This window comes from Ruminococcus sp. AF17-22AC (assembly GCF_003460065.1).
GTDB lineage: Bacteria > Bacillota > Clostridia > Lachnospirales > Lachnospiraceae > Blautia_A.
This window is the reverse complement of record NZ_QRXT01000018.1, coordinates 20,986-34,396: the sequence shown is the minus strand read 5'-3', so window position 1 is coordinate 34,396 and position 13,411 is coordinate 20,986. Positions and strand designations below refer to the sequence as shown.

Genomic DNA, 13,411 nt, shown 5'->3' with positions numbered 1-13,411 from the left:
TTTTTAATCATAATTTTTCTTCCAAAAACTATTGACTATTTATAGTTTGTCACCTCCTTTGTTACCTTCCATTGCACGGAAGTCTGGTAATTTTTCCACATACGGCTGAAAATGCCGTCTTTTGCAAGCAATTCACGACTGTTCCCGCACTCGGCAACCTGTCCGTCCTGAATGACAAAAATCTGATCCACATTTGTTACGGTAGAAAGCCTGTGGGCAATCATAATCACTGTCTTTCCCTCGGAAAGTTTTGAGAAAGCAGCCTGTACACGGCTTTCGTTATCCGGGTCAGCAAAGGCAGTGGCTTCATCCAGAATAATAATCGAAGCATTTTTCAGCATCACACGGGCAATGGCAATTCGTTGCTGCTCTCCACCGGATAGATAGACCCCCTTTGTACCGATGACCGTATCCACACCCTGTGGGAGTTTTTTCAGAATATCATCGCATTGCGCGTGATGAAGGGCAGTCAGAACTTCCTCACGGGTAGCTTCCGGTTTTCCCATACGCACATTTTCCAGAATGGACGCCTTGATGAGACGGCTGTTCTGAAATACGAAAGACACCGTATTCATGAGTTCCTCTTTTGGGATGTCTTTCACATTAACACCACCGATTTTTACCATTCCGCTCTGGGGATCAAAGAATCGGGAAATCAGGTTGGCAAGGGTTGTCTTACCACCGCCGGACGGGCCTACAAAAGCTACCGTCTGCCCTTCAGGAATGGTCAGTGAAATATCTTCTAATACTTCTTTTTCTCCATCATAACTGAAATGAATCGATTTCAGTTCCACGGAAGCATTGTGCGGGTGTATTGGGTGTTTGGTTTCCTCCAGAGGCTTCAAACGCAAAACGCTGTCAATTCTCTGTAAAGCGTCATCTACGATCATGGCATTTTCACTTTGGAACATGATACGTGTCAGTGTAATAGAAATAACCGGCGTAATAATGATATAGAAAATGAGATCCAGTAAGAAACCGGAAGTCACACCGTCTTGTGTCAGCAACAAGCCTCCGGCGATCAGTGTGGCAAAAACTCCGTTGATTGCAGCTGTATAGAACATCATCGGTGTCCGAAGCTGCTTGGTATAAGCGATCACCCATACTTTATACCGGTCAATGGAGTCTTTAAACTTCTTAAAGGAAAAGATGGTCTGGCCAAAGGTTTTTACCACCGGAATCCCGCGGACATACTCTACCGCTTCGTTGGACATATCATCCAGCGCATTCTGGTATTCTTTCATCTTTTCCTGCATCTGCTTTCCGGTCATTATCATCATGATCAGAAATCCCAGCACAACCGGAACAAGGCTCAACAGTCCCAGTCTCCAGTCAAATGCAAACAACAGCACCAAAAGACCACAGGGGGTTGCAATGGCATTGGCTCTGTCGGGAAGCTGATGAGCGAGATAGGTTTCAGTGGCTGCGCTGGATTCGTTGACGATCTTGCGCAGTTTTCCGCTGCCAAAACTTTCAGCAAAACCTAAGGGAAGTCTGACAATATGTTCCATGGTCTGGATACGCAGGTTTGTGGCGATACGAAATGCCCCTAAATGGGAACACATCAGCCCTGCTATGTAGACAAGCACCGCTATAACCGCAAACAATACTGCCATCCAGCCATTACCGGTCAGGTTCTGTGCCTGGCCAAAATTCGGTGCCACCTCCAGTACTTCCTTGATCATTTTCCAGATGTAATAGAAGGGTACCAGAGCGATCAGGGCACTGATTGCAGAAAGCACCCAGGAAGCATAGGTCAGGTACTTATGGCTACCTGCAATTTCCAGCAGGCGTGATAAATTGGATTGTTTTTTCAAAAAAATTCCTCCTTTTCTTTGTGTTTATGATAAAGAGAACACGTCTATGTTCTTACAATATCCGAATTTAGGTTAGTTGTTGCTAACTGTCAAACAAAAATTATAAGGCATTACTGCCCCATAATTTTCATCCATCCTGCTGTATAAAAGGCGCGCATTTCTCTAACGTAGTTTTCGGCATCTTTTAGCGGCATTTCATGAATGATCAATTCAAAAAAAGTATGAAACATGCCGGTGATCAGAATATGCTCCAGCGAAGGATCGATATGGGGAGAGGGCCTTCCAAGCTTCCTTAAAACCTCCTGATAGGCATGAGTCCCTTCCACTTCAATCTCCACCATTTCATCAATTAGCCCGGCAAATTTTGTTCCTTCCGAACAGACAAGGATCAGTTTACATTCCTCTAAATGCTCATACGCATAATGAAGAATATCGTACATGCAGATTCCCGAAATATCACTCATGACTTCCGGCTGTCTGGCAGCTGGAAGTTCGGCAAACTCCTGCTGTGCCTTTATAAAACGGTTGCGAATATATTCATAATGCTCACCAACGATGGCTTCAAAAAGTTCTTCTTTACTTTTGTAATATCCGTAAAAGGCTCCGGTAGTCATTCCCACGGATTTCACAATATTCCGCAGGGAAGCGTCTTTATATCCTTTTTCTAAAAATTCCGTTTTCGCTGCCCGGTGGATATTTTCTAAAGTCATTCCATTTCCGTTTATTTTGTACACCTCCTATATAACAGTGCTATATAACACTGTTACAATTTTAATCTCTGAAAAAGGTTTTGTCAATAGCAACAAGAAATAGTTGCATAAAAACTGCAATCCAAACATCATTCTGCACTTTATTACTGATAAAATTTTTAAATACTGGTTTTGACAAAAGTTTCCTTTTTTCTAATAAATGATAAATACCGATTTCTTAGTTTTAAAAACTGAGAATTGGCTATCTCATCGCAACAATACTTATCCAATGATTTTTTGTATTTGAATACGTTTTTATCTCTCTAAAACCTGCTTCTTTCAAGGCAGCAACAAGTTGCTCAGAAGTGTAAATCTTCATACCATCAATCAACTTTGTCCATTTTTCATCTGTGGCATTCGTTCCATCACTTTCGTTACAAATCAGGAACGTCCCTCCGTTTTTCAGAACTCGATTTACCTCAAAAAAACATTTTTCCAATCCTGGCCAGAAGTAAACTGTCTCGAAAGCAGAAACATAATCAAAAACCGCATCCGGAAAAGGGATAGCAGATACATCACCTTGAACCACGCAACATTTCCCTTGTTTAATGGCAGCGGCGTTCAGTTTTTGAGATTCTGCCACACTGACCTCCGAATAATCCATTCCTGTCACATGTCCATTTCCGCATTTGTTCAACCAGGCTACAATATTTGCACCGCCTCCGCAACCAACATCCAGTACCGCAGCATCTGGATTTACTGAGATATTTGAGAATCCCCATTGTGATAACTTGGCGTGACCTCTGTTCATCATTTTCGTCATCAATTTTCCGCCAAAGCCTTGTGGCTTACGAGTATTTTCAAAGAAGCTCATTGCATTATTCCTCCTCTCTAACTTCCGATTGTTCTATTTCTTCCTTTTCTGATTTGAAATACTTTTTTGCGTATTTTTTACTTCTTTCACCAACAACTGAACATTATCATAAGCCAGACCGAATTTAAATAGCTTTTTACCTTGCTTATTATAGAAAGTAGTGACCTTATCCCAGCTACTAGTTACATTGCCATCGCCATAACGAAATCATTATTTCCCTCAAAATTATAAATTCTTTAGTTTAAAAAACTTGAAGTTATAAACATCTTTGCAAATATATCATATCTATCAACTGTACGCCGCCCTCATAAATTGGGTGGTCATAATTGTCAGTAAAGAAATTGGGAATCTTGTGAGAACGGACAAATCCACATTTTTCATAAAATGGTATCGTCAATGGACTGTCACCTGTTCCAACTTGCAAAACAGAATATTCATCTGCATATTTACTGGCAAGAAAATCAATTAGTGCTTTGCCATAGCCCTTTCCCTGACTTTTCGGATCGACTGCGATATTCTTGATTTCAAGTATTCCATTACCTTCATCGGTAACAACACATTCAGCTTTTACATTACCATCTTCAAGTACATACATAGTACTTTTTTCAAGATAGTGATCAATCATATTTTCCTGCTCATCAGCTAATAACAATAATGCTATAAATTGCTTTTTATTCTCATTCACTTCTCGGATTTTCATATCTATTACTCCGTCAAACTTGAAGTTGTCAGTTTAGAAAACCGGAAGTCAATCAAATAAAGCTTCCCATTTTTCTGATTGCATTGCATTAAAACACATCGCAATTTGTTCTTTATTATTCTTTTCTTCTGCAAGTTCTGGAAGCTCATCAATTCCAAAATAATCAAAACCTGTTGTTTCAATATTCGTTTTAAATTGACCGCCCGTCACTTCACATTGCATAAAAATCTTACATACTTTATACGCATATATTGGAAGATTATGTTTCTCCCTATCTTGAACAGCAATCACACGTTTTACAGTAACATCAAGTCCTGATTCCTCTTTGACCTCCTTTATTGTATTCTCCTCTACGGAAATATCAACATCACACCAACCTCCCGGTAATGACCAAGTACCATTTGCTTCATGAACCAATAATATTTTCCCATCTTTAAAAATCGCAGCCCTTGTATCTATTTTAGGAGTCTGATATCCTACATCACTGCAAAATAAATTTTGAACTTTTTCTGTAGATATTTCAGTTTTATAGCTTATCATTTCAGCAGAAATTTCTCGGATTCTTTCATATCGTTCTATATCAAATTTGTCCTTTCCATAAAACAAACCACCCTGAGCAATAGCTTGTAATTCTACTGCCCATTTTAGCCATTGTTCGTTTTTATTCATAGATTATCGCTCCTTTAAATTCCGAGTTGTTAAACTCTTTCTAACCTCCATCTTCTTGCCCTTCGGACAAGAAGCATCCCTCGCTCTAAGAGCTCGGTCAATTCCGATTGTTCGAGCTTTTCAAATACTAACGTACTTAATTCTGTTCAATAAGTGATTTATAGTAGTTACCAAAGTCAGCAAGTGAATTAACAATTGGAAGCATTTTTGTTCCGAGTTCCGTTAATCCGTATTCAACTCTCGGTGGCTGCTCATGGTAATCGTGGCGATATGCCAGTCCATCACTCATCATTTGTCTTAAACTATCTGTCAAAACCTTTTGTGAAATACCATCTATACTTCGTTGTAGCTCATTGAATCTCCATGGGCGCTCTTTCAAGTTACGCAAAATCAGCAGTTTCCATTTTCCTCCGATGAGAGATACCGCTGTTGCAACTGGGCATTCCGGTAATTCTTCTTTTGCTCGCATAATTCTCACCTCCGAGTCTATTGTAACACATTCAATTTTAAGTGTGCAGTTACAAAAAAGGTGCGTACTTGTTTTTGTATGTGTCTCACACTATACTAATACCAAGCAGCCAGAAACTACAAATTAACTATGGAGGTATTATTATGGCAAATTACACAAAAACAACTATTGGAAAGGAAAACCGAATTGAGCTGCATGAAAAGTTGTCTTTAACAGGTGCAGAAATCAGTTTAAACGAACTACCTGCAGGAGCAAATGTCCCATTTGTTCATTCTCATAAAGAAAATGAAGAAATCTATGGAATTCTTTCAGGTAACGGCAAAGCCATAATTGATGGAGAAGAAATCAGCCTTTCAACTGGAGACTGGCTAAAAATCGCACCTGCTGCAAAGCGTCAGTTTTTTGCATCCGATATTTCCGGAATTACTTATATCTGCATACAGGTAAAAGAAAATTCTCTGGAACATTTTACAGCAGAGGACGTCCTAATCGGCTAATTAAAAGTATTTATTTACAAAAATGCACAGTTCCCGATAAGCTAAGAACTGTGCATTTCTTTTTTCTTCAATTTTACAATTTCTCTATTTTTCAAACAAGAACTTCTCGATTTCAAATGGCGATAAATAAATCTCTCCACCATCATCAGTTTAATTTTCGTTTAGATTAACGATTTCTTTTTCCGGTATTTTCTGTCCCTCGGATTTCCTCATGATAGAAATAATCCACGATCACCGGATGTCCCTGCGGGACTCTGCCATAAGGCATTTCATTATCCACAAAAGGACAATCATACTTCTTAGCCATTTCCGTAGCTTTTACTTCAAGCGCTTCAAAGTAGCTGCGGTTATGCTTGTTATAGATCTCATCGTAAAGCGGTACAAGATCAGGATATTTTTCGGCGATATAATCCATAATTGTCTTTTTGAAACTGCCTCGAAGATTGAGATTTTCGAGCCAGAACAGATCGCACTGATCCTTTACCCTCTCAAAGATTGCTTCAAAATCCGTGATACCGGGGAATACCGGGGATACGAAACAGACTGTACGGATACCTGCTTCATATACCTGCTTCATAGCAGCGATACGGCACTCAATGCTAGAAGCAGAGTCCATATCGTTCTTGAATTTTTCATCTAGTGTGTTGATCGACCATGAAACGGTTACTCGTCCAAGCTTCTTCAGCAGATCAATATCCCGTGCCACAAGATCCGATTTTGTGCAGATCAGAATATCTGCGTCACTGCCGATCAGCTGCTCCAGAAGTTTTCTGGTATTCCCGAATTGCTTCTCCTGTGGATTGTAGCCATCTGTCACAGAACCGATGACCACCCGTTGTCCGGCATATTTCTTCAGATTCTTAATTTCCGGCCAATGCTTCACATCAAGGAAAGTGCCCCATTCCTCCTTGTGTCCGGTAAAGCGCTTCATAAAAGAAGCATAGCAATACTTGCAGGCGTGTGTACAGCCTACATATGGATTGACCGAGTAACCGCCTACAGGCAGACTGGACTTGGTCATGATGTTCTTTGTTTCCACCTCACGAATGAGGATTCCATTTATTACTTCTGCCATGATCTCTGTACCTCCAACACTTTATTGAATTCATCCGGCATTTCCTGAATCATATTTTCATTCCCTATGATAGGGACAAGATCTTCCTTCATAAATACCGGAATATCAAGCACATGCGCCTGATCTGTCAGAGACCATGCCCACTCCGGCTCCGTATGAACCTTCCTGCTCTGAACTCCAGTCATGGTGCCGACAACGATCCAGTTAATCCCGGAAAGATCAACTGAACCTGGATTGTCGAATAGCGGCTCAAAGGTAACATGATAGTGTTTTGCTCTGACATTTTCCCGTAGTGCGTCAATACGCCACAGTTCTGCTTTTCTCGTCACCGTAACACCAAACCATGCGTTTTCCAAATCTGTATCAAAATCCAGCAGATCTGGTCGCTTTGTAAGGAACAGGAACTGATGCTGTGGATTTTCACGGATTTTTTCAAATACCTCGTCTCTCCATTCTGACTTCCAGCCGGAAAGATCACTCATGCCGGTAAGAAGAAAGTTCTGCGGACGTTTCTTTTCCATCATCTTGAGCTTACCCGGAAAGAATTCAGGGTCAGCAAAGTCATCAATCATATGCCAGCGTTTCACATTATTGCGGGCATAGCAATATGCACACCCCACTGTACATCCGATGACGATATTCATGTTTTGAATCTGATCTTTGATACAAATATTCATGATTTCTGCCACTCCTCAAGATTCTTTCTGATACGGTCGAGGCATTCCTCAAACTGGGTAATTTCTTCCTCCGAAAAACCTTTGTAGTAAATACTGCCCATTTTATCAGATACAGAATCGTATTCGTCCTTTAAGGCATGTGCTTTTTCAGTCAGAAACAGGAGTGTTTTCCTTTTGTCCGTTTCAGACTGAACGCGTCTTAGCAGCCCTTGATTTTCCATTCTTTCCAGCATCGTAGTAAGAGAAGTTATCGCTAATCCACATTTAATCGAGAGTGACCTGATTGAGATTCCATCTTCCTGCCACAGTACATAAAGAATACGCCCCTGGGCTCCGTTAAACGCATCAATATTCTTTTCGCTGAGAATCTTCTCAAAGATTCGATCTCCAAGTTGTTTTATTTTGGTAACAAGAAATCCGCCATTCATTTTCACACAAAAACTCCTATATAGTATTTTATCAAATAATACTATATAGGAGTTTTACTGTCAACAGTTTGTATGTCTAAGTAGAAGTAAACTCCGATTGTATAATCACTTAATTTAAGGGTTTCATTAGCTGTTATATTTTATTAATAAACTCCCCGCTAACCCTTATAAACACTAACTTTTCTGTAGGTGAGCTTTCCCTTAGGTATTCCCTTGTGTTATATCGTTTCACAAGGCTTTACGAACCCTCGTAAGGGAAAAAATAAGAGAAGCAAAATCGCATAACACATTATAGCATAATATGAACGGACTGTGTGAACTGCTTGAAATGCTTTTTGAATTTTACAGAAAAGAGGATTGGTTTAATGAACATAATATATGCAGATTACAACATTTATCATAACAGCATTGATATATGCACTTATGCCGGATATATTCTTCGGATTGATTGTGCAAAGGCAGAGAAAGGATTAAAGACAACACCTAATTCAGAGTGTGCCTTGAATGCTTTGGCAATAGACAATCCTGTGAAGTATGCTCGACTTTATCTTGACGGTACTATGCAGATGTGGATAGATGCGGAAGATTCGTTGGAACTATGGTAAATAATTCTTAAGTCAAAACAAGCACCAAATGACATTACAAGTCATTTGGTGCTTGTTTTATAGATTCCATGGAGCTTTTCTTTGTCGTCCTCTATGAGAAGATTAATAAGGTCAGTATTTTCTATCTAAAATTTTATTAAACCGACTAAAGAACGTTGAAGTTGTTATTATCGCTGCCAAAATATCACTGATTGGCTCAGCCAAAAATACCGCAAATACTTTATTCTGGATAAAATGCGGCAGGATAAAAATCAACGGAATCAACAGAATCAATTTTCTTAAGCAGGCAAGTAATAAACTAACTTTTGCCTGGCCCAATGCCATGAAACTCTGCTGACAAGCAACTTGGAATCCAAGAGAAAAAATACCTGCCATGTAAATTCTTAACGCCCATGCCGTATACGTGATTAATTCTGTATTATTCGAAAAAATACCTGCAAACATCTTCGGAAATAGAAGCATAATCAACCAGAAGCATCCCGTAAAAATTGTACAAACTGTAAATTGAGTAAAAAATGCTTTTTTTACTCGATTTCTATTTCCTGCACCATAGTTATAGCTCATGATTGGCTGTCCACCCTGACAAATTCCCTGTAATGGTAATGTTGCAAGCTGGCTAACACTGGTAATAATTGTCATAGCCCCTACTGCGAGATCTCCGCCATATCTTGACAAACTGGAAGTAAAACTGATAGACAAAATACTTTCCGTAGATAACATGACAAATGTAGATATACCAAGAGCAAGGCATGGTAAGATGATTTCTTTTTGCAGTTTAAAGTTTTCTTTTTTAAGATGCAGAATCGTCTTCTTTCCTGACAAGAAACGAAGGATCCATATTGCCCCTACAGCCTGACTCAAAACAGTTGCGAGTGCAGCTCCCTTTACTCCAAGATGAAATACGAAGATAAAAATCGGATCAAGAATGATATTGATTACAGCACCAATCACTGTTGTCATCATGCTGATCTTCGCAAATCCCTGTGTCGTAATAAATGGATTCATTCCCATCACGATCAAAACAAAAATACTTCCAAGAATATAAATCCTTGCATAATCCACGCCATAGGGAAGTGTCTTATCGCTAGCACCAAACATCGTCAGTAACTGTGGCGCAAAAGTAAAGAATATCACCGTCAAAGCTGCGGCCATAAGCATGAGAATTGCAAAACAGTTTCCAAGAATCTTTTCAGCTGTCTTATTATCTTTCTTTCCCATAGAAATCGCTGCACGCGGTGCACCTCCGGATCCTGCCAGCATAGCGAAGGCATTGATCAGCATGAGAATTGGCGTAAACAATCCAACACCTGTTAATGCTGCGGCACCGACACCTGGAATATGTCCGATATAAATACGGTCAACAATATTATATAAAAGGTTGATGATTTGAGCCACAACAGCCGGTATTGCAAGCTGGGCCAAAAGACGTGGTATTTTTTCTGTTTCCATAGCTTGTGCGTTTGACTTACTGTTCATGTCTGTGTTCTCCTAAATATTATCTAGTCATCTCAATATGATCAAATTGCTTATGCAGTCTCTCCCCTAAGTGTTCTGGTATTCTTGATAATGTACAAAACAACTGATACAACCATCATTATAGCACACAAACCAATTAACAGATCTGACACCATTGGTGTAATGTGGAACCATATAATATGCACAGCCACAGTTCCATATAATAAAAAGGTTACTATTTTTCCATGCCAGTCTGCACCATGCACTTTTCCTGTTTTTCGTATCACAAGGCATCCACTAACCGCCATATAAAGTTCCTTAACTGCCATTATAACGATCAACGGGAGCATATGTGGAAAGCGAGTAAACGAGCAAATCAACATTGCTGCCTGTGTCAGCTTATCGGCAACCGGATCGAGAATCTTTCCTAGATTGCTAATCATATGAAATCTTCTTGCAATATATCCATCAGCGAGATCCGTAAGACCGGATAGCAATAAGATTTCTCCTGCTAACAAAGGATTTTCCTTTACACAATAACTCCATATAATTACTGGAATCAGACAAAACCGAAAAAAAGAAAGCAAATTGGGTACTGTAATAATTCTATTCAAATTTTCTTTCTGACTTCCTTCACTCTGCATGTACGGTCACATCACTTTCCTTTTGTTTCGACATAAACCAATAAAATACAGCACAAAATGCCAATGCAAATACAACACCAAAAACATTCTGAATCACTCTAAGACTAACTGCTCCTTTTAATCCATAACTTTCCGCAGCAATTGCGAGAGCGCCAAAGGTATTAAATACAGCCTGCCAGCCGTATTGCGCTGAAAATCCTACACCAATTCCACCAAGAATTCCTATATAAGCATAGATGGATGATGGAAGCAGAAAATATAATACGGTGAAGCATATAACGCCTACAATATTTCCGACAATCCTTTTACGGACTCTGTATTGCATGTCTTCCACAAACGGCAAAATTGCTGACATAGCTGCAATACCTGCCCACATTGCACGTGGCATATTGCAAAGTTCTGCAATGCAAAGGACAATTGGTACACATATAATCTGGCATAACTGCCATTTTGTTCTCGATGAAGTGATATCAAATTCCTGGATTAGATCTTTCAAATTTCTTTTAAAAGTTCTATTTTTATGATTTCGATAAAATACAAAACAGGTAAGAACTGCACCTAAAGCCATTCCGACTAATCGCATCTGATAGCTTTTTCCCGTAACATCATAACCATATAGCAGCAGATACCCAAGAACCAATGTAGATTGATTAAACATGAATGGATTATGGCATCCGAACAGAATCAACACAGCCAGTGCCGCAATATTTAACAGCATTCCCAATACCGGTGAAAACTGATTTGCTAAATGCGGACATACAGTCATAATTACAAAGAACAAAGCCAAAAGCATCGTAGATTGTCCGGTGTGGATCCCCAGATCCGCATTCCGAAATACCATAAGGCATAATAAAACTACTACACCCACAATACTATTCTCATTTCCAAATAAGATACTGAAAATAGTAACAAATAAAAAACAAAATGCCATTGTAACAGCTATCTTTACCAAATATACCAGTATATGATATGATTTTTCTTTCACTGTTTCACTCTTTTTCAACAGATTTTTAGAACCTGCCTGATTTAACTGCAATTCCTGATAAAATGTCATGTAATTTCTCCTCTATCTGTTTTTCTTAAACTTATATGGCCTCATCTTTCTGTATTGGAAGCTCTACAACAAATCTGCATCCACCATATTCACGGTTTTCTGCTTTGATTGTTCCTCCGGCACTATCTACAATCCGTTTTACAAGTGCAAGACCAAGACCGTTTCCTTCTGCCTTATGAGAACCATCTACCTGATAAAACTTGTCGAATATTCTAGTCTTTACATCTTCCTCGATTCCTGGTCCTTCATCCTCCACAATGAACTTCACAGAATTCTTTTCCTGTTTCAGAAACATCGTAATTGTTCCCTTTGCCGGACTAAACTTGATTGCATTATCTAAAAGATTCATCCAGATATGCATAAGAAGTCCTTCATTTCCAGTATATTTGACTTCCTCCAATTCTACCTGGAAGCCAATTTCTTTTTCTGTCCATTTTGTTTCCAATGAAAGAAATGCCTGGCGGATCTGTTCATCCAGACGATATTCTGTTTTTTTCATTGGTATATTCTGATTCTCTAACTTGGATAACAGCAAAATATTACCAACCAATCCGGAAAGTCTTTGGGTGTTAAATAAGATTTTTTCTACATATTCCTCTTGATCCGGAGACAGTTCTTCTCCCTGAAGCAGCATTGTATATCCTTCAATGGCATTAATCGGGGTCTTAAACTCATGAGAAACATTAGATACAAAATCCATCTGCAGCACCTCTGTTGCACGAAGTTCTTTTGTCATAACGTTAAAACTTTGATAAGATTCTCCAACTTCTGCTATACGGCTGTTCGTTTCCAAATGCTGTTCAAAATCTCCCTGAGAAACTTCCTTCATTGCTTTACTAAGTCTGGTAATTGGTTCCAGTAACTTTGCATTGATAAAGGAAGTGATCAGCCCTGCAATCAATGTATTGAAAATCAAAAGCCAGCCAAGCACAGGTATGCTGCCCGGCAGATTAAAAAAATGATTCAAAAAAGCAAATAATAAAGCAGATATGACTGTTGAAAATACAAGTGCCAGCCAGATTGCACCAGTCAGACAGGATCGGATCCGCAATCCTTTTTCTTTCTTTTGTTCCATTATTTTTTCACCACCTTGTATCCAATTCCACGCATTGTTACGATTTCAAAATCAGGGTTATCTTTAAAACGCTCTCTGATTCTTCCTATATGTACCTCTATCGTATGTGGGTCTGCCTCCGTCTCGTATCCCCATACTTCATCCATCAACTGTTGTTTTGTAAATGTTCTGCCTGGCGAAGCTGCAAGCTTGTATAAAAGCAGGAATTCTTTTTTAGGCAAAACAAGACTTTCCTTATCAGTTGTAACCGTCATTGCATCATAATCAAACTCTGTTGAACCGATCACAATTTTGTGTTCATTCAGTATCTGTGCACGGCGAAGCAGTGCTCCGACTCTTAAAACCATTTCATTCACATTTACCGGTTTTACCATATAATCGTCACTTCCCGAAAGAAATCCCTGACGCATATCATCAAAGGAACCTTTCGCAGTGATCATAAGCACTGGTATCTGATATCCTGCTGAACGAAGTTCTGACACCAGTTCATAGCCATCCATAACCGGCATCATAATATCAGAAATGATCAGATCAATATATTCCTTATCCAATACTTCTAATGCCTGTGCTCCATCCGATGCACTTTTGACTTGATATCCATTCTTCTCAAGCACTTTTTGGAATAGCTGGCTTAATTCTTTATCATCTTCTACAATCAATATTTGAAACACGTTTTCCTTCCT

General features: G+C 39.3%; 16 protein-coding genes. 2 read left to right on the top strand and 14 right to left on the bottom strand.

Annotated features, from left to right (window positions below):
• Window positions 1–35: 35 nt before the first annotated feature.
• The 6 genes from DWW86_RS16565 to DWW86_RS16540 form a co-directional block, all read right to left on the bottom strand.
• Window positions 36–1,817 carry an ABC transporter ATP-binding protein gene (locus tag DWW86_RS16565; RefSeq protein WP_117944062.1) on the bottom strand — a complete coding sequence of 594 codons (1,782 nt, stop codon included), beginning with the start codon at window positions 1,815–1,817 and terminating at the stop codon, window positions 36–38.
• A 110-nt stretch (window positions 1,818–1,927) separates the two neighbouring features.
• Window positions 1,928–2,551, bottom strand: a complete 624-nt coding sequence (locus DWW86_RS16560) for a TetR/AcrR family transcriptional regulator (RefSeq protein WP_416386345.1) — start codon at window positions 2,549–2,551, stop codon at window positions 1,928–1,930.
• A 217-nt stretch (window positions 2,552–2,768) separates the two neighbouring features.
• On the bottom strand, window positions 2,769–3,380 hold the full coding sequence (locus DWW86_RS16555; protein ID WP_117944060.1) for a class I SAM-dependent methyltransferase: 612 nt from the start codon (window positions 3,378–3,380) through the stop codon (window positions 2,769–2,771).
• 256 nt (window positions 3,381–3,636) lie between these two features.
• Complete coding sequence (locus DWW86_RS16550) at window positions 3,637–4,080, bottom strand: GNAT family N-acetyltransferase (protein WP_072522464.1); 444 nt, start codon at window positions 4,078–4,080, stop codon at window positions 3,637–3,639.
• Window positions 4,081–4,128: 48 nt separating this feature from the next.
• A complete protein-coding gene (locus DWW86_RS16545; RefSeq protein ID WP_005334860.1) occupies window positions 4,129–4,749 on the bottom strand; it encodes an NUDIX hydrolase N-terminal domain-containing protein in 621 nt (206 codons plus the stop codon).
• A gap of 136 nt (window positions 4,750–4,885) precedes the next feature.
• Entirely contained in the window at window positions 4,886–5,218 is a 333-nt protein-coding gene (locus DWW86_RS16540) for a winged helix-turn-helix transcriptional regulator (RefSeq protein ID WP_072522465.1), read from the bottom strand.
• Window positions 5,219–5,361: 143 nt separating this feature from the next.
• On the opposite strand from DWW86_RS16540, the gene DWW86_RS16535 reads away from it, so the two are divergent.
• Window positions 5,362–5,715, top strand: a complete 354-nt coding sequence (locus tag DWW86_RS16535) for a cupin domain-containing protein (RefSeq protein WP_072522466.1) — start codon at window positions 5,362–5,364, stop codon at window positions 5,713–5,715.
• A gap of 166 nt (window positions 5,716–5,881) precedes the next feature.
• On the opposite strand, the gene DWW86_RS16530 is transcribed toward DWW86_RS16535, so the two are convergent.
• The 3 genes from DWW86_RS16530 to DWW86_RS16520 are packed head-to-tail and all read right to left on the bottom strand — an operon-like array spanning window position 5,882 to window position 7,901.
• Window positions 5,882–6,790: a radical SAM mobile pair protein B gene (locus DWW86_RS16530; RefSeq protein WP_072522467.1), complete on the bottom strand. Its 909-nt coding sequence runs from the start codon at window positions 6,788–6,790 to the stop codon at window positions 5,882–5,884.
• Window positions 6,778–7,467, bottom strand: coding sequence for a radical SAM mobile pair protein A (locus DWW86_RS16525; protein WP_072522468.1), 690 nt, complete (start codon window positions 7,465–7,467; stop codon window positions 6,778–6,780). Before DWW86_RS16525 ends, DWW86_RS16530 begins: the two co-directional genes overlap by 13 nt.
• The gene (locus DWW86_RS16520) at window positions 7,464–7,901 is read right to left on the bottom strand and encodes a radical SAM mobile pair system MarR family transcriptional regulator (protein WP_072522469.1); all 438 of its coding nucleotides are present in this window, start codon (window positions 7,899–7,901) and stop codon (window positions 7,464–7,466) included. The genes DWW86_RS16525 and DWW86_RS16520 overlap by 4 nt, the downstream gene beginning before the upstream one ends.
• Window positions 7,902–8,260: 359 nt before the next feature.
• Here DWW86_RS16520 and DWW86_RS16515 point away from each other — a divergent pair, with 359 nt between their 5' ends.
• A complete protein-coding gene (locus DWW86_RS16515; protein ID WP_117944058.1) occupies window positions 8,261–8,500 on the top strand; it encodes a DUF6061 family protein in 240 nt (79 codons plus the stop codon).
• A 111-nt stretch (window positions 8,501–8,611) separates the two neighbouring features.
• On the opposite strand, the gene DWW86_RS16510 is transcribed toward DWW86_RS16515, so the two are convergent.
• From DWW86_RS16510 to DWW86_RS16490, 5 genes are read right to left on the bottom strand one after another with little or no spacing between them, the layout of a single operon-like run.
• Window positions 8,612–9,976 (bottom strand): MATE family efflux transporter, encoded by a 1,365-nt coding sequence (locus DWW86_RS16510; protein WP_072522471.1) that lies wholly within the window; start codon window positions 9,974–9,976, stop codon window positions 8,612–8,614.
• A gap of 50 nt (window positions 9,977–10,026) precedes the next feature.
• Window positions 10,027–10,599 carry a CDP-alcohol phosphatidyltransferase family protein gene (locus tag DWW86_RS16505; protein ID WP_072522472.1) on the bottom strand — a complete coding sequence of 191 codons (573 nt, stop codon included), beginning with the start codon at window positions 10,597–10,599 and terminating at the stop codon, window positions 10,027–10,029.
• Window positions 10,589–11,653: an FUSC family protein gene (locus tag DWW86_RS16500; RefSeq protein WP_072522473.1), complete on the bottom strand. Its 1,065-nt coding sequence runs from the start codon at window positions 11,651–11,653 to the stop codon at window positions 10,589–10,591. Before DWW86_RS16500 ends, DWW86_RS16505 begins: the two co-directional genes overlap by 11 nt.
• 31 nt (window positions 11,654–11,684) lie before the next feature.
• Window positions 11,685–12,728: a HAMP domain-containing sensor histidine kinase gene (locus DWW86_RS16495; RefSeq protein ID WP_117944056.1), complete on the bottom strand. Its 1,044-nt coding sequence runs from the start codon at window positions 12,726–12,728 to the stop codon at window positions 11,685–11,687.
• Window positions 12,728–13,399: a response regulator transcription factor gene (locus DWW86_RS16490; protein WP_003698938.1), complete on the bottom strand. Its 672-nt coding sequence runs from the start codon at window positions 13,397–13,399 to the stop codon at window positions 12,728–12,730. The genes DWW86_RS16495 and DWW86_RS16490 overlap by 1 nt, the downstream gene beginning before the upstream one ends.
• Window positions 13,400–13,411 lie beyond the last annotated feature (12 nt).

Bases quoted from the DNA above. Each gene is read 5' to 3' on its own strand.
- DWW86_RS16555 (WP_117944060.1), bottom strand. From the start codon at position 3,380: ATGAGCTTCTTTGAAAATACTCGTAAGCCACAAGGCTTTGGCGGAAAA.
- DWW86_RS16550 (WP_072522464.1), bottom strand. From the start codon at position 4,080: ATGAAAATCCGAGAAGTGAATGAGAATAAAAAGCAATTTATAGCATTA.
- DWW86_RS16545 (WP_005334860.1), bottom strand. From the start codon at position 4,749: ATGAATAAAAACGAACAATGGCTAAAATGGGCAGTAGAATTACAAGCT.
- DWW86_RS16540 (WP_072522465.1), bottom strand. From the start codon at position 5,218: ATGCGAGCAAAAGAAGAATTACCGGAATGCCCAGTTGCAACAGCGGTA.
- DWW86_RS16535 (WP_072522466.1), top strand. From the start codon at position 5,362: ATGGCAAATTACACAAAAACAACTATTGGAAAGGAAAACCGAATTGAG.
- DWW86_RS16530 (WP_072522467.1), bottom strand. From the start codon at position 6,790: ATGGCAGAAGTAATAAATGGAATCCTCATTCGTGAGGTGGAAACAAAG.
- DWW86_RS16525 (WP_072522468.1), bottom strand. From the start codon at position 7,467: ATGAATATTTGTATCAAAGATCAGATTCAAAACATGAATATCGTCATC.
- DWW86_RS16515 (WP_117944058.1), top strand. From the start codon at position 8,261: ATGAACATAATATATGCAGATTACAACATTTATCATAACAGCATTGAT.
- DWW86_RS16510 (WP_072522471.1), bottom strand. From the start codon at position 9,976: ATGAACAGTAAGTCAAACGCACAAGCTATGGAAACAGAAAAAATACCA.
- DWW86_RS16505 (WP_072522472.1), bottom strand. From the start codon at position 10,599: ATGCAGAGTGAAGGAAGTCAGAAAGAAAATTTGAATAGAATTATTACA.
- DWW86_RS16500 (WP_072522473.1), bottom strand. From the start codon at position 11,653: ATGACATTTTATCAGGAATTGCAGTTAAATCAGGCAGGTTCTAAAAAT.
- DWW86_RS16495 (WP_117944056.1), bottom strand. From the start codon at position 12,728: ATGGAACAAAAGAAAGAAAAAGGATTGCGGATCCGATCCTGTCTGACT.